This window comes from Hydrogenophaga sp. (assembly GCF_030158645.1).
Taxonomy (GTDB): domain Bacteria; phylum Pseudomonadota; class Gammaproteobacteria; order Burkholderiales; family Burkholderiaceae_C; genus Hydrogenophaga.
Genome location: NZ_JAOASO010000089.1, coordinates 124,167 through 148,055, shown reverse-complemented (window position 1 = coordinate 148,055; position 23,889 = coordinate 124,167). Strand labels below are relative to the sequence as shown.

Sequence of the window (23,889 nt, the reverse complement as noted above, 5' to 3'; positions counted from 1 at the left end):
GAGTACTTCCGCAAGCTCGGCGGCAACGTCGGCGTGGCCGGCATGGTGATCAACCGCGACGACGGCACCGGCGAGGCGATGAACTTTGCCGAAGCGGTCGGCATCCCGGTGCTCTCGGTGATCCCGGCCGACGACGACATCCGCCGCAAGAGCGCCAGCTACGAAATCATCGGCCGCCCCGAATCGGTGTGGGGCCCCATGTTCGCCCAGCTCGCCGAGAACGTGGGCAACTCCACCCCCATGCGCCCCAAGCCCATGACGCAGGACGAACTGCTCGGCCTGTTCTCCGCCTCGGCCGTGGGCCGCGACGTGGTGCTGGAGCCCGCCACCCAGTTCGACATGTGCGGCAAGACCGACACCAGCAAGCCCACCCTCGAAGTTGTGTACGACGAGGTCTGAAGCCATGAGCGGCACCACCATCCCCATCATCCCCGCGAAGGCCACCACCGCCATCGAAGGCGATGGCATGGGTTGCCACGCCGGCGGCGAGACGCTTCTGGCCGCGGCCAAGTCGGCCGGCAAGAGCGAGATCCTGGCGCAGTACGCCGCCGACTACCCCCAGCGCGAAAACGCCGGCCCGCACGACCAGCCACAAAGCATGTGCCCGGCCTTCGGTTCGCTGCGGGTGGGCCTGCGCATGCGGCGCACCGCCACCATCCTCAGCGGCTCGGCCTGCTGCGTGTACGGCCTCACCTTCACCAGCCACTTCTACGGCGCTCGCCGCAGCGTGGGTTATGTGCCCTTCAACAGCGAATCGCTGGTGACCGGCAAGCTGTTCGAGGACATCAGCGAAGCGGTGCACGCCCAGGCCGATCCCGAGAAGCTGGACGCCATCGTCATCATCAACCTGTGCGTGCCCACGGCCAGCGGTGTGCCGCTGCAGATCCTGCCCAAGGCCATCAACGGCGTGCGCATCATCGGCATCGACGTGCCGGGCTTCGGCGTGCCGACGCATGCAGAAGCGAAAGACGTGCTGACCGGCGCCATGCTGAAGTACGCCCGCAGCGAAATCATGGCCGGCCCGGTGCCCGCCCCTCGCCAGGCGCGCAGCGACAAGCCCACCATCACGCTGCTCGGCGAGATGTTCCCGGCCGACCCGATGCTGATCGCGCAGATGATCGCGCCCATGGGCCTGGCGGTCGGCACGGTGGCCCCCACCCGCGAATGGCGCGAGCTCTACACCGCGCTCGACAGCGTGGCCGTGGCCGCCATCCACCCCTTCTACACGGCCAGCATCCGTGAATTTGAAGCCGCTGGCCGCACGATCGTGGGCTCCGCCCCGGTGGGTGTGGACGGCACGCACGACTGGCTGGGTGCCATCGGCCAGGCCACCGGTGTGGCGCAGGCGCAGATCGACGTGGCGCGCAACGCCACGCTGGCCGCCATCCGCGGCGTGCTGTCGCAACAGAAGATCAACGGCCGCATCACGCTCAGCGGCTACGAAGGCTCCGAACTGCTGGTGGGCCGCCTGCTGGTGGAATGTGGCGCCGATCTGCGCTACGTGGGCTCGGCCTGCCCGGCCACGCCGTGGAATGCCCACGACGCCGCGTGGCTCAAGTCCAAAGGCGTGCAGGTGCAGTTCCGCGCCTCGCTGGAAAACGACCTGGACGCCATGCGCGAGTACCAGCCACAGCTGGCCATCGGCACCACGCCGGTCGTGCAAGCGGCCAAGGAAGCCAGCATCCCGTCGCTCTACTACACCAACCTGATTTCTGCCCGCCCGCTGATGGGCGTGGCCGGTGCCGGCTCGCTGATCCAGGTGATCAACGCCGCCATGGGCAACCAGCACCGCTTCGACCAGATGAAGGACTTTTTCGGCAGCGTGGGCAACGGCGACAAAGCCGGTGTCTGGGAAGACGTGCCGAAAGACTATCCGGACTTCCGCAAGGAACAGCGCCGCCAGCTGGACAAGCAGGCGAAGAAGCGCAAAGCCGAGGAGATGGGCTGATGTTGGTACTCGACCACGATCGCGCGGGCGGCTACTGGGGTGCCGTCTATGTGTTCACCGCCATCAAGGGCCTCCAGGTGGTCATTGATGGCCCGGTGGGCTGCGAGAACCTCCCCGTCACCTCGGTGCTGCACTACACCGACGCGCTGCCCCCGCACGAGCTCCCCATCGTGGTGACCGGCCTGGCCGAAGAACAGCTGGGCCGCGAAGGCACCGAGGGCTCGATGAAACGCGCGCACGCGGTGCTCGACCCCGAGCTGCCCGCCGTGGTGGTCACCGGCTCGATCGCCGAAATGATCGGTGGCGGTGTGACGCCCGAGGGCACCAACCTCATGCGCTTTCTGCCGCGCACCATCGACGAAGACCAGTGGCAATGCGCCAACCGCGCGATGTTCTGGCTCTGGAGCGAATACGGCATGAAGAAGGTGCCGGCCCGCAAGCCCTTTGCCGAGCGCCCTGCCGGCGAAAAACCGCGCGTGAACATCATCGGCCCGAGCTACGGCACCTTCAACAGCCCGAGCGACCTGGCCGAGATTCGCCGCCTGGTGCAGGGCATCGGCGCCGACATCAACATGGTCTTCCCGCTGGGCAGCCACCTCTCCGAAGTGTCGCGCCTGGTCGAAGCCGACGTGAACATCTGCATGTACCGCGAGTTCGGCCGCATGCTCTGCGAAGCGCTGGACCGGCCCTATTTGCAAGCCCCCATCGGCCTGCACAGCACCACCAAATTCCTGCGCACGCTGGGCGAGCTGCTGGGCCTGGACCCGGAACCCTTCATCGAGCGCGAGAAGCACACCACCATCAAGCCGGTGTGGGACCTGTGGCGCTCGGTGACGCAAGACTTCTTCGCCACCGCCAGCTTCGCGGTGGTGGCGGGTGAAACCTATGCGCGCGGCATCCAGCACTTCCTGGAAACCGAGATGGGCATGCCCTGCAAGTTCGCCGTTTCCCGCAAGGCCGGCGAAAAAACCGACAACGCCGCGGTGCGCGAGCTGGTGCGCACCCAGATGCCGCTGATCCTCTTCGGCAGCTACAACGAACGCATGTACCTCGCCGAGGCCGGCAGCCAGGGGCCAATGAAGGCGACCTACATCCCGGCCTCGTTCCCGGGCGCCATCATCCGCCGCCACACCGGCACGCCGTTCATGGGCTACAGCGGCGCCACCTACCTCATTCAAGAGGTGTGCAACTCGCTGTTCGACGCGCTGTTCCACATCCTGCCGCTGGGCACCGACATGGACAAGGTCGACCCCACGCTGGCACGCGGCGAAGTGGCCGGTCTTTCAACGCCCTGGGACGACAAGGCCCAGGCCCGGCTGCACGCGCTCATTTCCAACCAGCCGGTGTTGGTCCAGATTTCGGCCGCCAAGCGGCTGCGCGACGAGGCCGAGCGCCAGGCGCGCGAAAGCGGCGAAGCCGCTGTCAATGAATCGCATGTGAACACCGCTGGCCAGTCGATGGGCCTGGGGGAATTTGCATGACCCGTTTTTCACTCTTCGACCACGGCGCTTGCGTCGGGTCAACCTCACGTTGCGGCATGTCGCTGCAGCTGCCCATGGTGCGCGGGCTGGGCGCATCGATGGCCTCACGGCCACATTGAAAAGGAGCATCCCATGTCGACACGGACATCTGTTTCCGGCCTGACGGACGATGAAGCTCAGGAGTTCCACCAGTACTACATCCAAGGCTTCATTGGGTTCACGGCCATCGCCGTTGTCGCCCATTTGCTGGTGTGGTTCTGGCGGCCCTGGCTCTGACCCACACGGCTAACTTTTCGTGAAAGGACAACTGCCATGAACGATATGTCTTATGAAGCCCATAAGCCTTCCCTGAGCGGTGACAAGCTTTCGTTTGTCCTGATCTTTGCCCCCTGCTTCCTGCTCCTGCTGTCGCTTGCCGTACTGGGCCAACTGGTCGGCATGCACTGGCAGTTCTGGCTGCCTGGCGCGGAGCACAAGACCAGCATCTTCTCGGGCGTGCATGCCGCGGTCTACACCTTCATGTCTCACATCATTTGAAATTAGGAGATCCCATCATGTGGAGAATCTGGCGCCTTTTCGATCCTGTCCGCACCATGGTTGCGCAGGGCGTTTTCCTCTTTGCTCTGGCTGCGATGATTCACCTCATCCTGCTGAGCACGAACAAGTTCAACTGGCTGGACGGCCCCAAGACCGCCGCACCGACCGCGCAAAGCATGCCGGCGGCCACCCCCGCAGCGAAGTCCTGACTTCGTTCGAGGTGTGCAGGTGCTGAAACTGGCGTGGGCCAGTGCAGCATCTGCTCCCCTCCCCCATTTGCAAAGACGTCAGAAGTCCAAACCACCTGAGACAGGAGGGCCGCACCATGGCCATGCTCAACTTTGAAAAGAAATACCGGGTTCGAGGCGGAACACTGGTTGGCGGCGACCTGTTCGATTTCTGGGTGGGTCCCTTCTACGTCGGATTTTTCGGTGTCACCACCCTGTTCTTCACGATCCTGGGCACGGCCATGATCCTCTGGGGTGCCTCGCAAGGGCCCACCTGGAATCTCTGGCAAATCAGCATTGCGCCCCCCGACCTCTCCTACGGCCTGCGTTTCGCGCCGATGATGGAAGGCGGCCTGTGGCAGCTGATCACGGTCTGTGCGATCGGTGCCTTCGGCTCCTGGATGATGCGAGAGATCGAAATCTGCCGCAAGCTGGGCATGGGCTACCACGTGCCCTTTGCCTTCGGCGTGGCCATCCTGGCGTATGTGACCCTGGTGGTGATCCGCCCGGTGTTGCTGGGCGCCTGGGGACACGGTTTCCCCTACGGCATCTTCAGCCACCTCGACTGGGTGTCCAACGTGGGCTACCAGTACCTGCACTTCCACTACAACCCGGCGCACATGCTGGCGGTGAGCTTCTTCTTCGCCACCACCTTCGCGCTGTCGCTGCACGGCTCGCTGATCCTCTCGGCCACCAACCCGGCCGCGGGTGAAAAGGTCAAGGCGCCCGAGCACGAAGACACCTTCTTCCGCGACACCATCGGCTACTCCATCGGCACCCTGGGCATCCACCGCCTGGGCCTGTTCCTGGCGCTGGCTGCCGTGCTGTTCAGCGCCCTGTGCATCGTGATCAGCGGACCGTTCTGGAGCCGCGGCTGGCCCGAATGGTGGGGCTGGTGGCTGAACCTGCCGATCTGGTCCTGAGCATCTGAACAAAAGAACAGGAGCACACCATGCAATACCAAAACCTCTTCACAACGGTGCAGGCCACAGGCCCGGTGCACCACGGCGTCGAGCTCGGCCACGGGCAGGACCCCCGCATCGGCGACAAGCCGTACATCTTCCATCTGCTGGGCCGCTTCGGCAACGCGCAGATCGGCCCCGTCTACCTCGGCACACTTGGTGTGGCCGCGCTGTTCTTCGGCATCCTGTCGATCAACATCATGGGTCTGAACATGCTGGCCTCGGTGAACTGGGACCCGATCCAGTTCGTGCGCCAGCTGTTCTGGCTCTCGCTGGAGCCACCAGCGGCCGGCGCCGGACTCGGACTGGCGCCGCTCAACGAAGGCGGGTGGTGGCAGATCTCCGGCATGTTCCTCACGGTCTCGGTGATCCTGTGGTGGGCCCGCACCTACCGCCGCGCACGCGCCCTGGGCATGGGCACCCACGTGGCCTGGGCGTTTGCCGCAGCCATCTGGCTCTTCCTGGTGCTCGGTCTGATCCGCCCGGTGCTCATGGGTTCGTGGAGCGAGGCGGTGCCCTTCGGCATCTTCCCCCACCTCGACTGGACGGCCGCCTTCTCGCTGCGCTACGGCAACCTCTTCTACAACCCCTTCCACGCGCTCTCGATCGCCTTCCTCTACGGCTCCACGCTGCTGTTTGCCATGCACGGCGCGACCATCCTGGCGGTGAGCCGCTTCGGTGGTGAACGCGAGATCGAGCAGATCGTGGACCGCGGCACGGCCAGCGAACGCGCCGCCCTGTTCTGGCGCTGGACCATGGGCTTCAACGCCACGATGGAATCCATTCACCGCTGGGCCTGGTGGTTCGCCGTGCTGTGCCCGCTGGTGGGTGGCATCGGCATCCTGCTGACCGGCACCGTGGTGGACAACTGGTACCTCTGGGCGATCAAGCACGGTGTGGCACCGCCCTACCCCGATGTCTTTCCCGCCGTGATGGACCCGGCGCTTGCACCAGGAGCCAAGTGATGAAAACACCCACCTTCAAACACCGCACCTGGCTGGGTGCACTGGCCCTGGGCACACTGGTGCTGCTCAGCGGCTGCGAGCGCCCGCCCATGGAGTCCACGCAAAACGGCTACCGGGGCACCGGCATGGTCCAGGTGGTCAACCCGCGCATACAGGCCGATGTGCTCGCGGCCAACCAGGTGCCTGAGGCTTCTCCCGCAGCCAGCGCCGACGGCCCCAAGGCCGGACAGATCTACCAGAACGTGAAGGTGCTGGGCGACCTGAGCGTGGGCGAGTTCACCCGCCTCATGGTCAACATGACGGCCTGGGTGGCACCCGAGCAGGGCTGCAACTACTGCCACAACGGTGCCAACTTCGCCGACGACAGCCTCTACACCAAGGTGGTGGCGCGTCGCATGGTGCAGATGACGCAGCACATCAACACCGACTGGAAAACCCACGTGGCCGAGACCGGTGTGACCTGCTACACCTGCCACCGCGGCAACCCGGTGCCCAAGGAGATCTGGTTCACCGCCGACAGCCAGCCCCAGGGCTCGAACTTCATGGGCAACAAGACCGGACAGAACACGCCGGCCGACAGCGTGAAGCTGGCCTCGCTGCCCTACGACCCGTTCACCCCCTACCTGCTCAAAGACGAGCCGATCCGCGTCAACGCCACCAAGGCCTTGCCCACCAGCGGGGGCCAAGGCGAAAGCATCCAGCGCACCGAGAAAACCTACGCGCTCATGACGCACATGTCGGCCTCGCTGGGCGTGAACTGCACCTACTGCCACAACACGCAGAACTTCGGCAAGTGGGACGGTGCGCCGACCCAGCGCGTGACGGCCTGGCACGGCATCCGCATGGCGCGCGACCTGAACCTGGCCTACATGGAGCCGCTGACCGATGTCTTCCCGAGCAACCGCAAGGGCGAACTCGGCGACGTGGCCAAGATGAACTGCGCCACCTGCCACCAGGGTGCCTACAAGCCCCTGCTGGGTGCGCCCATGCTCAAGGACCACCCGGAACTCGCTGCCTACCGGCCCTACACGGCGGCGGCCCCGGCCGCGCCCGACGCAGCGGCTGCCCCGGCCGCCGAAGCACCCAAACAGTGACGCTGGCGACAGCCAGGTTCACACATGGCTGAGACCACACCCGATGTGATCACCCTCTCGGGGGTGGTGGTGGTGGTGCTGGTGAACTACCTGCGCGAACACCAGGCCTGGGGCTGGATGCGCATGGTGCAGGGTTCGGCGTCGCTCAAGGGCGTGCCCGGTGTGGTGTTCGCCAAGGTCATGGGCAGTGGCCACGGCGGTGGCTTCAGCATCCGACCCAGCGCCAGCCACCAGGGCCTGATCGTGATGTTCGACCACGCCGAGCAAGCCGACGCCTTCCTCGCTGGCCCGATCGTGCAGGCCTACCGCCAGCGCGCTGCGCAGTTCTGGAGCGGCGTGCACGAGGTGCTCTCCTCGCGCGGCCAATGGGACGGTGAGGCCTGGGGCCCCACACCGGCCACCCACCTCAAGCCCGACCACACCGTGCACGACGACGCCGGTGCGGCGCGGCCGCTGGCCGTGATCACCCGCGCCAGCATCCGCCCCGCCAAGGCCATGGCCTTCTGGCGCAACGCACCGGCCACGCAGGCGGCCATGCAGTCGGCCGCGGGCTGCACGCTGGCCATGGGCCTGGGCGAAGCACCGCTGGTGCGCCAGTGCACCTTCAGCCTGTGGAAAGACACCTCGTCCATGCTCGACTACGCGCACCAGGGTGCACACCAGGCGGCCATCGAAGCGGCCTACCGGCACCACTATTTCTCCGAATCGATGTTCGTGCGCATGCGCCTGCTGCAGCACCAGGGCCAGTGGATTGCGCCGAATGCCATGGTCACCACCGAGCCGGTCGAAGGGACGCCCCATGGCTGACCACAAGGTGGTGGTCATCGGCGCCGGCATGGCGGGTCTGGTGTCGGCCCTGCAACTGGCCCAGCAGGGACTGGATGTGACCGTGGTCGAGGCTGCGGCCACGCCCGGCGGCAAGGTGCGCCAGCTGGTGGTGGACGGCGCCGCCATCGACAGCGGCCCCACGGTGTTCACCATGCGCTGGGTGTTCGACCAGATCCTGGCGTCGGTGGGGACCACGCTGGAAGCCGAGCTGCGCATCCGCCCACTGCCGGTGCTGGCCCGCCATTGGTGGGACGGTGGCGCATCGCTCGACCTCTTCGCCGACCCGAAGCGATCCACCGACGCGGTGGCGCAGTTTGCCGGCATGGCCGAGGCACAACGCTTCCAGCATTTCTGCGCGCAAGCCAAAGCCGCCTACCAGGCGCTGGAAGGCCCCTACATCCGCAGCGCCTCGCCCAGCATGCTGGGCATGTCGATGGGCCTGGGTGTGCGCGGCCTGGCCACCCTGGCCGCGCTCGGCCCCATGCGCAGCCTCTGGCAGAGCCTGGGTCGGCACTTCACCGATCCGCGCCTGCGCCAGCTGTTCGGCCGCTACGCCACCTACACCGGCTCCTCGCCCTGGGAAGCCCCCGCCACCCTGATGCTGATCGCACAGGTGGAGCTCGACGGCGTGTGGGCGATCGACGGCGGCATGCACGCCCTGGCGCGCTGCCTGGAACGGCTGGCCCGCGAGCGCGGGGTGACGTTCCGCTACCTCAGCCCGTGCGAACGCATCGAAGTCAACAAAGGCCGTGTGAGCGGTGTCACTTTGGCCGGCGGTGAGACCCTGTCAGCCGACAGCGTGGTCTTCAACGGCGACGTGGCCGCCTTGCGCACCGGCCTGCTCGGTCAGCCCGCGCGCCGCGCGGTGAAACCCAAGGCCCCGCCGCGCTCGCTCTCGGCCATCACCTGGTCGGTCCACACACGCACCAGCGGCCTCGCACTGGACCGGCACAACGTGTTCTTCCGCAGCGACTACGCCAGCGAGTTCATCGACATCTTCGGCCACGGCCAGCTCCCCGGCCAACCCACGGTGTACGTGTGCGCGCAGGACCGGGGCACCGACCTGGCTGCGCCCACGGGCCGCGAACGCCTGCTCTGCCTGGTGAACGCACCGGCCGCAGGCGACCTTCAAACCATCACACCCGAGGCGATCGAACAATGCGAGAACTCCAGCTTTGCCCTGCTGCGCCGCTGTGGACTTCGGATCGAGAGCGCCGAGCCCCCGTCGATCCGCACCACGCCGGTGGACTTTCACCGGCTCTTTCCGGCCACAGGGGGCGCCCTCTATGGGCAGGCGACCCACGGCTGGACCTCGGCGTTCGCCCGCTCCAGCGCCAGCACACCGGTCACGGGCCTTTTCCTGGCGGGGGGGAGCGTCCACCCGGGCCCGGGGGTCCCGATGGCGGCGCTTTCGGGCCAGCTGGCGGCCGCGGCCGTGATGGCGAGCCCCGCTTTGACCAGGTGGTCCCCTCGGGTGGCTACCTCTGGTGGTACGTCGACGCCCTGAGCGACGACGGCCAGTTCGGCCTGAGCATCATCGCGTTTGTCGGCAGCGTGTTCTCGCCCTACTACGCCTGGGCGCGCAAACGCGGCCCGACCGACCCCGACAACTTCTGCGCGCTCAACGTGGCGCTCTACAGCGCGGGCGCGCGCCGCTGGTCCATGACCGAACGCGGCGCCGCGCACAACCGGCGCGACACCACGCATTTCAAGATCGGCCCCAGCCAGCTCGAATGGCATGGGGATGCGCTCACCATCCGCATCGACGAGGTGGGCGTGCCCGTCCCGCGGCGCATCCGCGGCACGGTGACGTTGCGCACGCACCAGCTGTTCAAGTTCAGCACCGCACTCGATGCACACGGCCGCCACCGCTGGGGACCGATCGCGCCCCACGCCCGCGTAGAGGTGAAGCTGCAGCACCCCGAGCAGCGCTGGAGCGGCCACGCCTATCTGGACAGCAACGAAGGCGATGAACCCGTGGAACGCGCGTTCACCGAATGGGACTGGTCGCGCAGCGCCATGAAGGACGGCAGCACCGCCGTGCTGTACGACGTGGAGCCCGGCAAGGAACAAGGCAAGCTGTTGGCCTTGCGCTTCGGGCGCCACGGCAGCGTGCAGCCGTTCGAGGCGCCGCCATTGAAAGCCTTGCCGCGCACCGCCTGGCGCATCGACCGGCGCATGCGCAGCGACTCGCAGGTGCTCGTGACACAACAACTCGAAGACACGCCGTTTTACCAGCGCGCCATCCTCCAGAGCAGCCTGCTCGGCGAGAGCGTGTCGAGCTTTCACGAGACCTTGCGCGTGCCCCGGCTGGTCTCGCCCGTGGTGCAGGCGATGCTCCCCTGGCGCATGCCACGGCGGGGTTGAAACCCGTCACCCGGTCAGGTCAGATCGGGCCCTGTGTTCAATGCCCGTGCAGGGCAGCGGCAGGCGTCGGCGTTCGACGCTGACGCCACGCCACCGCGACCAGCGCCAGCCCGATCGCCATCAGGGGCAAGGAACCCGGCTCGGGAACCGGGTTGGGGTCAACGATGACACCCCCCTCCTGCTCAAAGCCCGCATAGCGCACCGATTGCTGGGAGAAGTTGTAGAAGCCGAACTGACCGGCGGCAAAGGTGTTGTCCGCCACCGTCACGTTCCACAACTCCGTGGCCCCCTCCTTGACGACGATGGTGAACTCGCCCGCGACCACGTTGAAGTCGAGCCGGAAATCGTAGAGCGTGTTGTCCGCCCACCCTTTGTTCGACGCATGGTTGGTGGCCAACACGTCCATGTCGCCAAAGTTGACCTCGTTTTCCCAGAACTCGGCGAGCGACAGGTCGACCAGACCATCGCCCGTGGCGCCGGTCATTTTCTTCACCGTCATGCCTTCCACGGCGGTCGTGCCGGCGTAGTTCTGGGTGCCTTGCTTCCAGTCGAAGAGGTAAAAGTTGCTCGAGTTCTGGTAGCCGAAAACGAACCCCATGTAGTCGTCGTCACCCCCGGTCTCCAGCACTTGCCATGAGCCCTGGATCGAGTAGTTGGTCTGATTGAGGTTGTTCAGATAGAACGACGGGTCGGCGTTGACGGTCTGGGTGACCGCCAGGTTGCCTGGAGCCAACACCCAGTTGCCGGCCGGCTGGCCACCCGGGTAGGTGAGCGTCAGGGGCGACCACGTCGTGAGGTTGATGGGCGCCGCTTGCGCGAGGCAGGATGCCCCTGTGAGCAGCGCTGCAAGCCAGATCCGGTGGGTGGGGTTTTTCACGATCACGACTCCTCAAAAGAGTGGACACAGAATCGCCCCAGCGCAGGTGGCGCTCGACATCTTTCAGCACAGACACCTGGACAGATGGCGCGAAAAGCATTGGCGAGTCCGCCGTCGCATGCATCGTGCCAAACAAAAAATCTTCAAGCCTGGCAAGGATCTTTCCAATCGGTCGGTCGCAACAGCCGCCAAACTGGAAAAAAAATCGACAGCGACGACCGCACACACCGACCAGACTCGCCCGCCGCGCACGCCCGACCGCCCCGGCGGGGTGGAAACCCCACGTTTCAGCGCAGGAAATCGCGCACAGCCCCGAGTGAGGCCTGCGCTGCTTCTTCTTGCGGCAGGTGCCCCACGGCGGGGAACGTGACCAGCCGGCTGTTTTTCAGGGCGCGCAGGTAGTCCTGCGCGTTGGCCACCGGAATCATCGCGTCGGCCTCGCCCCAGACCAGCAAGGTGGGCGCGTTGATGGCGCCCAGCAGGGGACGGGGGTCGGTCAGCACCGTCTGCTGCAGGCGCTTGAACATGGCGTCGCGCGCGCCGGGTGCGAGCATGAGGTCGTGGTAGCGCGTGGTGAGCTCATCGGTGAGCGACTGCGGGTTGGCGTAGGCGGGTTCGAGGTTCATGCGCAACACCGCCTTGGGCAACACGTGGCGCATCAGCCCCAGCACGGCGGGCACCTCGGTGGCCCGGCCGTACGCAAAGCCGGGACTGGCAAAACCGTCGGGCGCCACCAGCACGAGGCGATCGGTGCGCCCGGGATGGCGCGCGGCGAAGGTCCAGGCGATGCGGCCGCCGATCGAATGCCCCACGATGCTCGCGCGCGCCACGCCGAGCTGGTCCATGAGCGCGAGCGTGAGCTGAATGCTGCGCGCATCGGTGTAGTCGCCCGCCGGATCGGGCTCGCTCAGGCCATGGCCGGGCAGGTCGAATCGGATCACGCGGTGGCTGGTGCTCAGGGCCTGGGCCCATACCTCCCAACTGTGCAGGCTGCCGCCGAAGCCATGCAGCATCAGCACGGCGGGCGCGCCCTTGGGGCCGCTGTCGCGCACGTGCAGCCGCCAGGGGCCCACGGGCACGAGGTCGCCTGGCGCGGCCAGGTAACGCGCCTGCAACTCGCTGCGTGGCTTGTCGGGCGTCCAGAGCCAGAAGGCCAGCAGCAACAGCGCCGGCACCACCACCACGATCGCGCCTCGCAACAGCATCGACATTTTCAACGGAGCACCTCGACAAATGAACAAACCACCGAGGGTAGCCGTCGCGCGCTCCGTTGCCGTCAACGCCCCGCTGGCGGGAACGGCATTTCAAACGTGAGGTTGCCCCAGTGGCTGTCCCAGTCCTGGCCCTGCCCATCGGTGGTGGGCACCATGTGCACCACACTGGCCATCCACACACCCGCCCACGGCAAGGTGGTGGTGCTGCGGCCCGCCGCGTCGATGCGGGTGCGCAGCACATTGAGCTGGGCCCCGCGCTGGTTCCAGACTTTCACAAGGGCACCCTCCAGCGGCGCACCGTTGAACAGCACCTGCAACGGCAACGCTGCCCCCGGGCGCAGGCGCTGCGGATCGGCCAGCGGCACGATCTCCAGCGTCTGCCCCGCGCGCACGCCAAAACTCGCGTCGCTCTGGCCGCCCACGCGCAGCAAGGTCTTGACGTGGCGGCGATAACGCTCGCGCCCGGGCTGGGCGTCCTGTCCGGTGGCCTTGCGCTGCGCCAACACGCGCTCCAGACCTTCCTCGCGCAAATAGGCGTTGAACGTGTCCGGCGACAAGGTGATGGTGAAGGGGCGCGTGTCGAGCACGATCAGCTGGGCACCGGGCCGATCGAAGGCCAGCGCCACGCTGTCCTGCGCCAGGTGGTCGGGCAACTGCGGTGTGAGAACGACCTCACCGCCCCGGCTGAACCAGCGCAGGGACTCGGCCATGGGCCGCCCGAAGCCGACCGGGTCGCCAACAAAGTTTTCACCCACGCGCAAGGCAAGTTCGACCTCGCCGCGCACCGGCGGCGAGAAGCGGTCGGGAACCATCCAGAATTCGTGCGCCTGCACAGCCGTTGCGAGCCACAGCACGGCGGAAAAGATCCATTTGTTCATGTGACAACGGGCCGACACATCCGCTGTGCCGACCCGCTCCTGTTGCGTTGAAAACCCGCTGTCAGACCGTGTCGTCCACCGGCAGTGGCTTGTTGTCCACCGGTTCCGGTTCGCTGGTCTCGCTGGTCTGGGCAATCAGCTGGTTCATGTAGTCCAGCAGCGACTGCACGGTAGTGCCCATGAAGGGCGTGGCGGCCTGGGGCTGGGCGGGTGCAGCGGCGTCACCGCCACCCCCGCCACAGCCGGCCAGCGCTGCCGCGGTGACGGTCACCGCCAGCACCGATTTCGCAAGTTGGTGTCTCATGGTGTGTCCTTGTGGAGGTGCTGCATCACGGCATCATCAGGTTCACCGAACCTGGGTTGGGCGTGTTGAGGTAGGGGAAGCCCGGAAGGAACGGCACCACCGCCTGGTCGACCGCGTCGTGCACGTTGGCCGACTGGGCACCCAGCGGCACGCTGGACGGCTTGCACGCCGAGGTGAGCGAAGGCACGCCGGGCACGCTGTTGAGACCCAACACGTTGCCGTCGCCGTTGATGACGCACAGACCACCGAGCATGGCCACCAGCGCGATGTCGACCACGTCGTCCTTGGGGCGGCGACCGTTGGGGAACCCGGCGTTGTCATTGACCTTGCCGGGGTCGGTGTTGAGCGCGTTGCCGGCCACGCCCAGCCGGTTCTGGCTGGCAAACGGAACGGGCGGCACGGCCGTGTTCAGGCGCAACATCTCCGACGGGGTCGGGTTTGCGGGCTTGTTCACGGTGGCGATGCCGGTGAGGAAGGTGGTGGCCAGGTCGGTGCGCGGCAGGTTGGTGGGCGCGGCGGCAGCGGGATCGCCAGCGAGCACCAGACCCAGCAGCGCGGGCAGCGTGGGGTTGGTCACGTAGGTCAGGAACTGGCCGTCGTCCTTGGGCGACGAGGCGTTGAACTTGTCCTTGTCCGGCAGACCGATCACGACCTCGTTGACCAGCGGATTGCCCAGGCGCGAGACCTGCGTCCACGCACCGCCGGCCTTTTCGCTCGTCTGATGACCCGATGGAGGTGCGCCGTTGAGCAGGCGCGCCTGGCGCAAGCTGGCTGTGGTCCAGCCACCGATGACCGTCTCACTGCCGGCCGTCAGGCAGCTCGTGGGCACTTCCAGCGCCAGCGAGGTCACATTCTGCTTCTGCACATAGTGGTTGCCGTTGGCACCCTCGGCGTCTTTGGCAGCGGGGCTGAGCAGGGTCGCCAGCGGCGCGTCAACCAGGTCGAAGATGCGGCCGAGGTTGACCGCAAAGCCCTCCTGGCGCTGGCCCACGAACACCCGGGCGGGCAAGCTGCAGCCGGGGATGTTGACGGTGTGGATGTGCTGGTCGGCATAGGCCTTGTAGGCCGCCGGGTTGCCCAGCGTTTTCTGGCCGATGTAGTCCACCGGCTTCGGCAGAGAGGCCGCCACGGTCTGCGCCGTGCCTTTGCGGCGGTCGCCACGCACCACGGTCAGGCTGTAGCTCTCATTGAGGTTGAGGTTGCCGTCGTTGGGAGCGGACACCGCGCCGGCCTGGATCAACGGGATCGCCACCGAGGCGTTGCCGATGTTCAGCGGAATGCCCTTGAGGTTGTTCTTGAAACGGAACTGGAAGGTGATGTCTTCCTTCGCATCGCCGTTGTTGTCCACGTGGATCTCATACAGCGCGTTCGGGTCCATCGAGAAGTAATTGGGGCCGCCGTAGGGGCCTTGCAGCGGCTGGTAGTTGGCGATCAGCGTGGTGTACGCCGAGCGCCCGCCGGTGCCGTCGACGGCCACGCCTTCGTAGCTGCGAAACATGTAGAAATCGGTGCCGTCCACCTTGGGCACGGTGGTGATGAACGGGCCTTCGCGGTGACTCGACGCCATGGCCGCGCTGGCGACGGCCATCAACAGACATCCTCTGGCGATGGATGCGGGTTTCAGTTTCATGGGGTGCTCCTGGGTTGTGGGTGCAGCGATCTGCATACCCAATACGTACCCAGGGGCGTGATGGATTCAACAATCTGGATGACCCTGTAGAACCAAAGGACAAACCCCAAGACCTGCCGCCGGGTGACAGATCAGATGCGACTGATGGCCTGATTTGTTGGGACTGACCATGGCCTTGGTGGCGCGTTGCCATGAGCCCGGGGAGCGTTGCTTCGAGCATGGCCAGGTCCAGAGCTGGGCTTTCAGCTGCCACGGTCTGGTGAGGTCCGGTCAAGCCGCATGGATCGGTGACCGTGAGAACCTTGTGCTCCATGGGCGGCAGATCTCCCATCGGACAGGGTGCGCTGCCGATCGGAACGCTGCATGCTGAAAGGCCTCTGCAGAGGCTCGCCAGACGGGTCGTGACTTCGCATGGAATCGACCCGTCTTGTGGTGTGACGCTTCAGGTTCTGGAGCGCCGTTTCGCGGACGTCGTCGTTCAGGGCTTGAGCGCCAGGATGAGTTCTGCCAACGTACGAGCATCGGCCTCACTGACGTTGGGCTGTGGCGGCATCATGTCTTCGCCCCAAACGCCACTGCCGCCTGCCCGGATCTTGGTCGCCAGCATGGCCACAGCGCCGGCTTGACCGGCATAGCGGCCAGCCACTTCATTGAGGTTGGGTCCGTACTTGCGCTTGTCGATCAAGTGGCAGGCCGTGCAGTTGTTGCGCTGCAAAAGCGTCTGGAGCTGTGCGGTGTCGGCGTTGGCCTTGGGGCTCCAGACCACCGCCATGACACCCGCAAGCAGCACGACCGTGGTCCAGGGCAGTCGGCGCGTGGTGGAGAAAGATTGCAAATGGCTCATGGTCAAAACAGATTGAAGTGACCAACGTTCAAGCGGTGGTCTGGGTGGGAATAAGTGATCCATAAAAAAAAGCGCTGCCGAGCGGCAGCGCTCCCCGTGCAGAACAGGCTCAGTTCGGCGTCACGCGATAAATCATGCCGCTGGCTTCATCGGCGACGTAAAGCGCGTTGTCCGGGCCCATGGACAAGTGGCGGAAGCGACCAGCGAATGTCGGCCAGGACAGTTCCTGGCGAGTGGCGGTGGAGCCGTCCTTGCTGATGTCAAGGATGTCGATGCGGTTGCCTGTCGGAGTGCCGTGGATGCCGATGCCGGCGTAGCCAACAGCCAGACGGCCTTCCCATTCCTTCCACTGCTTGCCCGTCAGGAACACACTGCCACACATGCCCTGCGACAGGCCGTTGTTGTTCCAGGCCGGCTTCATGGCGTCGGGGTAGGCACGCACGTCGGTCATGGACATGAACGCGCTGCGCTCGGCGGGCGGCATGGCGCCCATCTGGTTGGGCGAATAACCGCAGTAACCGTCGGGGCAGGCGCCACGGCCGTTGCGGTTGTCACGCGGGTCCCAACCACCGTTGCCGCCGTTGACGAGCTTGGTGACCTCGTCGCTGTGCCAGGGCCCGTTCTCCGAAATGAACGGTTCGTTCGTGCCCGGACGGAACGCAATGCCCTGCGGGTTGCGAAAGCCGTAGGCGAAGATGCGTTTGTCGAAGCCCGCCGGCGGGTTGTTCCCCGGTGCGGCTTTCCCGTCGCGATCCACGCGCAACACCTTGCCGCGGATCTGGGTGGGACTCTGCGGGCCTTCGCCGTTGTGGTTGTCGCCCGTCGTGACGTACAAAAAGCCGTCACCCGGGTTGAAGCGGAGGCGGCCGCCGTTGTGCGCGCCCGGCCCGCCAAACGGATGGTTCGACTTGGCGGGCTTGTAGCCGATGTCGTTGATGATCTCGACGATGTCGGACACAGAGGACAACGAATCGCCCACCTTCATCCGCATGACGATGTTGTTGTAACCGCCGTAGGTGCGGTTCGAGCCCTTCGAGCTGGAATACAAGTAAACGAAGCGGTTGCTCGCGAATTGCGGGTCGATGGCGACGCCCTGCACGCCCGCTTGGCCATCGCAAAACAGGTCTTCCTTCACGCTCGCGTAGCCCGTGGCGCCACCCACGCCGAGCAGCGCCGTTGTTTTGCCTGAGGGCAGGCGCACAGACAGGCCCTTGCACTTCTCGGTGAAGAACATGGTGCCGTCGGGCAGGAACGCCATGTCCCAAGGCGACTCGGTCTTCTGGAAATCCTCTACCTTGACTGTTACCTGCGCGACGGCAACAGTCGAGATCACCATCCCGATGACAGCGGCGACGCTCATCGGCAGCAGGGATCGCGCCGAGCGGTGCGAGGATAGAAAGTCGCCCGATGTGCCTGCAGAAAGTACCTGTTGAGTCATGTTGTCTCCTCATTTGGTTTTCTTGAGCGGTATGGCTCCTGGGATCTTGCATTCTTGACATGACCCCAACCCAAAGATTAGCCCTGGCACTCACCAAGGTACTTAGCGTTTTCCCTAGCAGCCGCCCCAGGTCTTTCAGTCCACCTTGTTCGTCGCTGCCGTTGCAGCCGATGCAGCTCGGTCTGGCGACCATGAATGTTCGCGGCGCCTTCGAGACGCACCAGCCGTCGTGGGTTGCGATGCAGAAGCAAGCGACCGGTCTGTCTGCCCAAAAGGTCGTCACAAGCCTGCGGCGACCCACCTTTGCACAGCGCGGGCACCGCATTGAGCCAGGCGGACGGTGACACACGCGATGGCCTTGGCCAGCGAAGCCGGCCACGTGTGGCTCCAAGGACCATGGAATGGTGGTGGAGACTGGCAGGCACAAAGCGTTCTTTCATGCGCCGAGCACGGATCGGGGGCGGTAGCTTTTGCAGCAGCTCTCGGAAGGGGGTGTCGCCGCTGCGGGCTGAGCCTGGATGGTCGGCTTCGAGCAGCGAATTGGCTCGGCTGGGATGACGGCAATCGGCCAAGTGCAGTCCCTCACTCGGCACTTCCTGGCGCCAGCTTCATATTGATTTCTGTCCTCCGCGCTGGCCCCGCAAGTGGCGGCGCTGGCAACACATCAGTCGACTGGGAATCTGGACGTGGAATGACCATTGAGGAACGCCGGCATCATGCAGGCTCTCGGCCTTGAATGAATTCGTCCAGGTGGTGCAAAGGCGGTGGATGTCGCAATTAACTCGACAAGAGTGCTGGTGAATTGATTTCCAGAGGCAAGCTTTGGCGCTATCGTCGCGCACGCGGCGGAGAAACCTGGGTGTTTGGGGGGGTGGGCGAGCACGGCCCTCATCTTTCAGTTTCTGATTGATCCCAGTGCTTCTATGCAGGGCCATTGAAATGAGTGCGTAAGGGGATGCATTCCGTCCTCTGCGAGTACAAAAAGGCTGATGGCTCGGAACAATTTATTTGTCTTCGGGACGGCTCCATTTTGCAGAGGCGGGGGTCCGTTTCAGTCCGAAGATCAGGCGGCCCTCTTGATCTGTCACGCCAACGAGCAGCATTACCTCCACTTTTTCCTCGAGACACTTGCCTCATGACGCTCTTCAGTCAAGCAAACTCAGCCTTTCCATGGAGTTTCGGCCCCATCCGTGCCAAGGCCTGTGCATGCGACAGCGCCATGTGCCAACGTCTGCACCAGCGTGTGACAGAAGACCTGTCGCGACGCAACTTTCTGGGCGGTGTGGCTGCCATGCTAGCTCCGTTCGCGTTATCTACGAACGCGGTGGCAGCGACAACCCAGGCGGATGATGAGCGGCCACTGCTGCTCACCAATTTACGCCTGTTTGACGGCTCTGGTAAGGCAGTCAGGGACGGCGTACAGGTGTTGGTGCAGGGCCAACGCATCAAAGAGCTGCTGCCCGCATCAGCCACGGTTGAAGGCGCACGCCTGCTGGACTGCCAGGGCAAACTGGTCATGCCTGGTCTTATCGATGTGCATTGGCACAGCATGCTCGCTGGAATTTCTCAAGTCGCCGCCATGTCGTCCGATCTTGGCTACCTGTATCTGGTGGCGGCACAGGAGGCGCAGCGCACTCTGATGCGAGGCTTCACCTCGGTGCGAGATACGGGCGGACCAGCCTTTGCGCTCAAGCGCGCGATCGATGAAGGACTGGTCAGTGGTCCGCGCATTTTTCCGAGCGGAGCCATGATCTCTCAGACTTCGGGCCATGGTGATTTCCGCCTTCGTGGCGATCTGCCCCGCGCCGACAACGCGCCACTGAGTTTGGTGGAGAGCAATGGCGTGGCCATGATTGCTGATGGTGAAGCCCAGGTTCTACGACGTGTGCGCGAGCAGTTGATGCTGGGAGCCACGCAGATCAAGATGATGGCCGGTGGCGGCGTGGCCTCCACGTACGATCCGCTGGACAGCACACAGTTTTCCGAACGCGAACTGCGTGCTGGCGTGGAAGCAGCAAGCGACTGGAACACCTATGTGATGACGCATGTCTACACACCCAAAGGCATTCAGCGCTCTATCCGCTCGGGGGTGAAGTGCATTGAGCACGGGCAACTGGCCGACGAGGCCAGCGTGCGCATGATGCGTGACGAGGGTGTGTGGTGGAGCTTGCAGCCCTTTTTACAGGATGAGGACAGCAACGTCTACCCAGACGCCGCACGTCGCGCCAGCCAAAAACAAGTATCCGAAGGCACAGTCAACGCTTACGCCATGGCGCAGAAATACGGCGTCAAGACGGGCTGGGGAACCGACATTTTGTTTAACCCCAAAAACACTGCATCCCAAGGCCGCCAACTGGCCAAACTGACTCGCTTTTATGACCCGTTGACTCTGCTGGGCCAGGCCACGGGCACCAACGGTGAGCTGCTCGCCCTGTCGGGCATGCGAAACCCCTACCCAGGCGCGCTGGGGCGCATTGGGTCGGGTGCTTGGGCCGATTTGCTGGTGGCTGATGGGAATCCCGCTGCCAACCTCGACTTTCTGGCCGATCCGGACAAGAACCTGCGCGTGATCATGAAGGACGGGAAGATCCACAAGAACACGCTCTGACAGAGGTGAGGCTTTCACGATCGAAGGAAACGTAAGCTGATGGAGTCGGAAGGCTCTCAGGGCTTTTCAAGTCCTTAGAAGCGACTGACGGTGACGTTCTTTGGCGACTCACCGGCAGGCAGAGATACCCACTACCTTCGGCCACCAGTTTTCGACCAAGAGCCGTCATTCAGCGGCCAATACCAAGAATCCCTTTCGGACACAGTCGTTGTTGGGTGTGGTGAGCCGAACAACTGCTGACGCTGCACTTCCGGCTTCCATCAGGCCTAGCCGAACTTCCACAGCGAGCCCCTTGCAGTCCTTCATCAAGATCCGCAAAGCGGTCCTTCAAGGCAGGGGTAGTGGCTTCAGCGGAATGGATTTGTCTGCCGCCTTGCTAGACTGCGGGCCTTCCGTGGGTACCGCTCCACCGCACTGCTCGTGTCACTCGGTACAAGTGACAAACGAGCAAGTACGGCAGAGGTGCCACATGAACCCAAGCCTGCTGGCCTGGCTGCTCGTTGCAACCAGCGTCATCGCAGAAGTTGTCGGAACGGTTGCGCTCAAGCACTCCGATGGCTTCTCCAAACTCTTTCCATCTGTCGCAGCGGCTGCTTGTTACGCACTTGCCATCTGGCTCATGGCCGTTGCCATGCGGCACCTCGACATGGGCGTCACTTACGCAGTTTGGGCCGCAAGCGGTACTGCAGCAACGGCTCTGGTCGGAATCGCTGTCTACGGAGAGCATCTGGGCATTCTCAAAGCGCTGGGCTTGGTCTGCATCGTTGGCGGCGTCGTCATGCTCAATCTCGGCAACCAGCAATGACGCCTGAGCTTCGCTCAAGCCGTTCAGCTTGAACGTTGAACGTCCGCTTCAAAAGTACCCAACCGCCTGCTACTGGACGACCGCAAACACCGTAGCCCAGTGAAAGCATTGAATCCTTCATGAATCAATCGAACTGAGCACCCCTCGACAGATCACCCATCGGAAGAACGCCGGCGGCGAAACAGGCCGGTCGCATCCACTCGGGCCATCGCCGGCCCGTGCCGTGGCGCAAGGCGCTGCCCGTCCAGGCATTCGCATGCCTGCCAGAGCACCTTCTCTGTCGGCCTGCCCCCGCCTACCCCAGCAGTGCCGCCAGGCCGCCCTCAGCCTCGAAGCGCTGGTTGCGGTAGCTCAGCCGCGTGGGGCCGGGCCAGACCCGCTGTGCCACGCTGTGGGCCGGGTCGCCGGGGTAGCAGATCACGCGCACGCCGTCCACGTCGAACGGCTCGGGCTCGATCAGCGCCGGCGGGCGGCTCAGCGCGGCGGCCATCACATCGGCCGCGGTGCGCAAAGGCACGAGCTGGCTCAGGCTCATGATCTGCGGCGGGGCCAGATCGATCTCACCCGCCCAGTAGCGCTCCAGGCCCTGGCGCGGCGCCATCCACACGGCTTCGGTGGCTTCAAACGCGCAGTGCTCGGCGGCCTGCCCTGCGGGCGCGGCGGCCACGAAAAAGCGGGTGTCGAAGCGTTTGTTGGTCACCGAGGGCACGCGCGGCGTGATCCAGCGCGACCAGGGCCGCACGCTGGCGGTGGACACCCGGCAGCCCAACTGCTGCAGCGCGGCAGCGAAGCCGGTGCCGGCGGCGGTGAGCTCGCGCACGCGCCGGGCCAGATCGGCCTGGTGCACCTGGCCGAGCAGCAGGCCGCATTCTTCAAACGTCTCGCGCAGGGCGGCCACGTGCAGGCCCAGCGCGGTGTCGGCGTCCAGCCCGGGCTCGTTCAAGCCTTGCGCGCAGTCGAGGGGCGAGCGATCCAGTGAGGCCGGGTCGACCTGGCGGTCGGCGGCGTCGAGCTTGCCGCCCGGAAACACATGCACCCCACCCAGCACGGCCGAGTTGCCGTGCCGGCGCACCAGCAGCACCTCCAGCCCGCTGGGGCCGTCGCGCACCACGATGACGGTGGCCGAGGGCACGGGCGGTGTGTGAACGGTGTCGGAGTTGATCGTGAGGGCCATGGGCGGATGGTGGGTGAGGGATTGGCGGGCGCTCAGAACACGGCGTGATCGCCGCGCTCGGGCGCAGCGGCGCCGCGCACCACGTCAGCGTAAAAATCAAACAGCGTCTGGCTGCCGGTGGACGGCGTGGCCGCAGCGTCGTAGCGCTGGGTCACCGGGTCCAGCACCAGCATGGATTCGGTGGCGTAGTAACGCCCGATGCGCGCGAGCTCGGCCTTGTCCGCCAGCGCGGGCACCACACGCCCGGCGGCGCCCAGCACCGCAATGATCGCGTCGAGCAAGCCCACGGGCACGCTTTTGAAACGGGGTGGTCGGCCCAGCAGCGCAAACAGGTGCTCGCCCTGCTGGCGCGGCGTGATGGCTTCACCCGGCCCGCCGATGGGCAGGACCCGGTTGTGGCGGCTGGCGTCGGTCAGGCAATCGGCCATGAAGGCGCCCAGGTCGTCGTCGCTGATGGGCTTGCAGGCGGTGGAAAGCCCATCACCGAACACCAGAAACGGCTTGCCCCGTCGCACCCGCTCGATCTGCCCCGAGAGCGATTTGAAGAACGCCGTGGGCCGCACGATGGAATGCGTCAGCCCCGAACCGATCAGCACCTGCTCGAACGCCAGCTTCGCCTGCTGGAAGGCCAGCAAGGGCTTCTGCACGCAGATGGCCGAGAGCAGCACGACCTGCGACACGCCAGCCTGTCGAGCAGCATCCAGCGCGTGCACATGCGCCTGGTGGTCGATGGCCCAGGCATCCCGGGGCACACCGGTGCGCGAGGCCAGGCACGACACCAGCGCATCGAAGCGTTCGCCCCGAAAGCCATCGCTCGCCAGCGACACGGGGTCTTGCACATCCCCCACGCGCACCAGCGCTCCGGGGAACAGGGCGCTCACGTCTCCGGCCTGCAGCTTGCCGCCCACCCCCGCACGTGGGCGCACAAAACACACGACCTCGTGCCCACGCGCCACCAGGGCCCGCACGGTGGCCTGGCCGATGGTGCCGGTGGCGCCCAGCATGAAGATGCGTCGGGGTGTGGGGTGGGGCATGGCTGGATCTTAGTGAGCGCACCCCGGACTGGGCTGTCACCGGTTGTTCAGGCCGACTCAAGAAGCCCGGGCAGGCGCCGATATGGACCCATCAACTCCCAATCTTCGGACCCATGGACGCCCTCAACACCCCCTCCGCTGCCGCCCCTTCACCCAGCCTGGCCGCCCGTGGCCGAGCGCAGGCTTCGGCCAGTGCGGGTGAATTTCTGAGCTTCCGCCTGGGTGCCGAGGAATACGGCATCGACATCCTGAGCGTGCAGGAGATCCGCTCTTATGAAGAACCCACGCGCATCGCCAATGCGCCCGAGTTCATCAAGGGCGTGGTCAACCTGCGCGGCGTGATCGTGCCCATCGTGGACATGCGCATCAAGCTCAATTGCGCCAAGGTCGAATACAACGCACTGACCGTGGTCATCGTGCTCAGCGTGCACGACCGCGTGGTGGGCCTGGTGGTCGATTCGGTGAGCGACGTGATCCGCCTGAGCCATGACCACATCAAGGCCGCACCGCAGATCAGCACCACCCTGGACGCCGGCTTCATCACCGGCATCGCCAGCGTCGGCGAGCGCATGCTCATCCTGGCCGACATCGAAGCTCTCATCGGCAGCGCCGACATGGGCCTGGTCACCCAGGCTCCCCCGGTTCAGTAAACCGCCCAGCTTTCCACCGCGCGC

23 protein-coding genes and 1 pseudogene are annotated in these 23,889 nt (G+C 65.3%); 15 read left to right on the top strand and 9 right to left on the bottom strand.

Translation table 11 applies throughout. The features are described from left to right. The 12 genes and pseudogenes from Q1W68_RS10000 to Q1W68_RS09945 all read left to right on the top strand — a co-directional run. Window positions 1-399 (top strand): annotated as a pseudogene (locus Q1W68_RS10000) (chlorophyllide reductase iron protein subunit X); the annotation flags it as partial. A 4-nt stretch (window positions 400-403) separates the two neighbouring features. Continuing rightward, complete coding sequence (gene bchY / locus Q1W68_RS09995) at window positions 404-1,948, top strand: chlorophyllide a reductase subunit Y (RefSeq protein ID WP_300648497.1); 1,545 nt, start codon at window positions 404-406, stop codon at window positions 1,946-1,948. Continuing rightward, the gene (gene bchZ / locus Q1W68_RS09990; RefSeq protein WP_300662300.1) at window positions 1,948-3,429 is read left to right on the top strand and encodes a chlorophyllide a reductase subunit Z; all 1,482 of its coding nucleotides are present in this window, start codon (window positions 1,948-1,950) and stop codon (window positions 3,427-3,429) included. Before bchY ends, bchZ begins: the two co-directional genes overlap by 1 nt. 132 nt (window positions 3,430-3,561) lie before the next feature. Further along, complete coding sequence (gene pufB / locus Q1W68_RS09985; RefSeq protein ID WP_069046185.1) at window positions 3,562-3,705, top strand: light-harvesting antenna LH1, beta subunit; 144 nt, start codon at window positions 3,562-3,564, stop codon at window positions 3,703-3,705. A 36-nt stretch (window positions 3,706-3,741) separates the two neighbouring features. After that, entirely contained in the window at window positions 3,742-3,966 is a 225-nt protein-coding gene (locus Q1W68_RS09980; RefSeq protein ID WP_300648493.1) for a hypothetical protein, read from the top strand. A gap of 17 nt (window positions 3,967-3,983) precedes the next feature. Continuing rightward, a complete protein-coding gene (gene pufA, locus Q1W68_RS09975) occupies window positions 3,984-4,175 on the top strand; it encodes a light-harvesting antenna LH1, alpha subunit (protein WP_300648491.1) in 192 nt (63 codons plus the stop codon). A 116-nt stretch (window positions 4,176-4,291) separates the two neighbouring features. After that, window positions 4,292-5,116, top strand: a complete 825-nt coding sequence (gene pufL / locus Q1W68_RS09970; RefSeq protein ID WP_300716446.1) for a photosynthetic reaction center subunit L — start codon at window positions 4,292-4,294, stop codon at window positions 5,114-5,116. 29 nt (window positions 5,117-5,145) lie between these two features. Next, window positions 5,146-6,120, top strand: a complete 975-nt coding sequence (gene pufM / locus Q1W68_RS09965; RefSeq protein WP_300716444.1) for a photosynthetic reaction center subunit M — start codon at window positions 5,146-5,148, stop codon at window positions 6,118-6,120. Continuing rightward, window positions 6,120-7,214: a photosynthetic reaction center cytochrome PufC gene (gene pufC / locus Q1W68_RS09960; protein ID WP_300716441.1), complete on the top strand. Its 1,095-nt coding sequence runs from the start codon at window positions 6,120-6,122 to the stop codon at window positions 7,212-7,214. The genes pufM and pufC overlap by 1 nt, the downstream gene beginning before the upstream one ends. A 24-nt stretch (window positions 7,215-7,238) precedes the next feature. Next, a complete protein-coding gene (locus Q1W68_RS09955; protein ID WP_300716439.1) occupies window positions 7,239-8,021 on the top strand; it encodes a hypothetical protein in 783 nt (260 codons plus the stop codon). Then, window positions 8,014-9,549, top strand: a complete 1,536-nt coding sequence (gene crtD / locus Q1W68_RS09950; RefSeq protein ID WP_300716436.1) for a 1-hydroxycarotenoid 3,4-desaturase CrtD — start codon at window positions 8,014-8,016, stop codon at window positions 9,547-9,549. The genes Q1W68_RS09955 and crtD overlap by 8 nt, the downstream gene beginning before the upstream one ends. After that, window positions 9,504-10,409, top strand: coding sequence for a carotenoid 1,2-hydratase (locus Q1W68_RS09945; protein WP_300648480.1), 906 nt, complete (start codon window positions 9,504-9,506; stop codon window positions 10,407-10,409). The genes crtD and Q1W68_RS09945 overlap by 46 nt, the downstream gene beginning before the upstream one ends. Before the next feature lie 37 nt (window positions 10,410-10,446). On the opposite strand, the gene Q1W68_RS09940 is transcribed toward Q1W68_RS09945, so the two are convergent. The 7 genes from Q1W68_RS09940 to Q1W68_RS09910 all read right to left on the bottom strand — a co-directional run bounded on the left by Q1W68_RS09940 (window position 10,447) and on the right by Q1W68_RS09910 (window position 17,594). Then, window positions 10,447-11,286 carry a PEP-CTERM sorting domain-containing protein gene (locus Q1W68_RS09940; RefSeq protein ID WP_300648479.1) on the bottom strand — a complete coding sequence of 280 codons (840 nt, stop codon included), beginning with the start codon at window positions 11,284-11,286 and terminating at the stop codon, window positions 10,447-10,449. Window positions 11,287-11,573: 287 nt separating this feature from the next. Then, window positions 11,574-12,491, bottom strand: a complete 918-nt coding sequence (locus Q1W68_RS09935; RefSeq protein WP_300648477.1) for an alpha/beta fold hydrolase — start codon at window positions 12,489-12,491, stop codon at window positions 11,574-11,576. Between the two features lie 71 nt (window positions 12,492-12,562). Then, window positions 12,563-13,378 carry a DUF4198 domain-containing protein gene (locus Q1W68_RS09930; protein ID WP_300648475.1) on the bottom strand — a complete coding sequence of 272 codons (816 nt, stop codon included), beginning with the start codon at window positions 13,376-13,378 and terminating at the stop codon, window positions 12,563-12,565. Between the two features lie 61 nt (window positions 13,379-13,439). Then, complete coding sequence (locus Q1W68_RS09925; RefSeq protein WP_300648473.1) at window positions 13,440-13,682, bottom strand: hypothetical protein; 243 nt, start codon at window positions 13,680-13,682, stop codon at window positions 13,440-13,442. A gap of 25 nt (window positions 13,683-13,707) precedes the next feature. Continuing rightward, window positions 13,708-15,312: a DUF4331 domain-containing protein gene (locus Q1W68_RS09920; protein ID WP_300648472.1), complete on the bottom strand. Its 1,605-nt coding sequence runs from the start codon at window positions 15,310-15,312 to the stop codon at window positions 13,708-13,710. 478 nt (window positions 15,313-15,790) lie between these two features. Continuing rightward, window positions 15,791-16,156 (bottom strand): c-type cytochrome, encoded by a 366-nt coding sequence (locus tag Q1W68_RS09915; protein WP_300648470.1) that lies wholly within the window; start codon window positions 16,154-16,156, stop codon window positions 15,791-15,793. 109 nt (window positions 16,157-16,265) lie between these two features. After that, a complete protein-coding gene (locus Q1W68_RS09910) occupies window positions 16,266-17,594 on the bottom strand; it encodes a PQQ-dependent sugar dehydrogenase (protein WP_300716433.1) in 1,329 nt (442 codons plus the stop codon). 1,135 nt (window positions 17,595-18,729) lie between these two features. Here Q1W68_RS09910 and Q1W68_RS09905 point away from each other — a divergent pair. Together Q1W68_RS09905 and Q1W68_RS09900 are read left to right on the top strand one after the other, a co-directional pair. Further along, window positions 18,730-20,202 (top strand): amidohydrolase family protein, encoded by a 1,473-nt coding sequence (locus Q1W68_RS09905; protein WP_300648468.1) that lies wholly within the window; start codon window positions 18,730-18,732, stop codon window positions 20,200-20,202. Between the two features lie 469 nt (window positions 20,203-20,671). Then, window positions 20,672-21,007, top strand: a complete 336-nt coding sequence (locus Q1W68_RS09900) for a multidrug efflux SMR transporter (RefSeq protein WP_300648467.1) — start codon at window positions 20,672-20,674, stop codon at window positions 21,005-21,007. Between the two features lie 295 nt (window positions 21,008-21,302). On the opposite strand, the gene Q1W68_RS09895 is transcribed toward Q1W68_RS09900, so the two are convergent. Then, window positions 21,303-22,181, bottom strand: a complete 879-nt coding sequence (locus Q1W68_RS09895; RefSeq protein WP_300648465.1) for an NUDIX hydrolase — start codon at window positions 22,179-22,181, stop codon at window positions 21,303-21,305. A 32-nt stretch (window positions 22,182-22,213) separates the two neighbouring features. Further along, complete coding sequence (locus Q1W68_RS09890) at window positions 22,214-23,215, bottom strand: NAD(P)H-binding protein (protein WP_300648464.1); 1,002 nt, start codon at window positions 23,213-23,215, stop codon at window positions 22,214-22,216. Window positions 23,216-23,328: 113 nt separating this feature from the next. Here Q1W68_RS09890 and Q1W68_RS09885 point away from each other — a divergent pair, with 113 nt between their 5' ends. Then, window positions 23,329-23,865 carry a chemotaxis protein CheW gene (locus Q1W68_RS09885; protein WP_300648463.1) on the top strand — a complete coding sequence of 179 codons (537 nt, stop codon included), beginning with the start codon at window positions 23,329-23,331 and terminating at the stop codon, window positions 23,863-23,865. Window positions 23,866-23,889 lie beyond the last annotated feature (24 nt).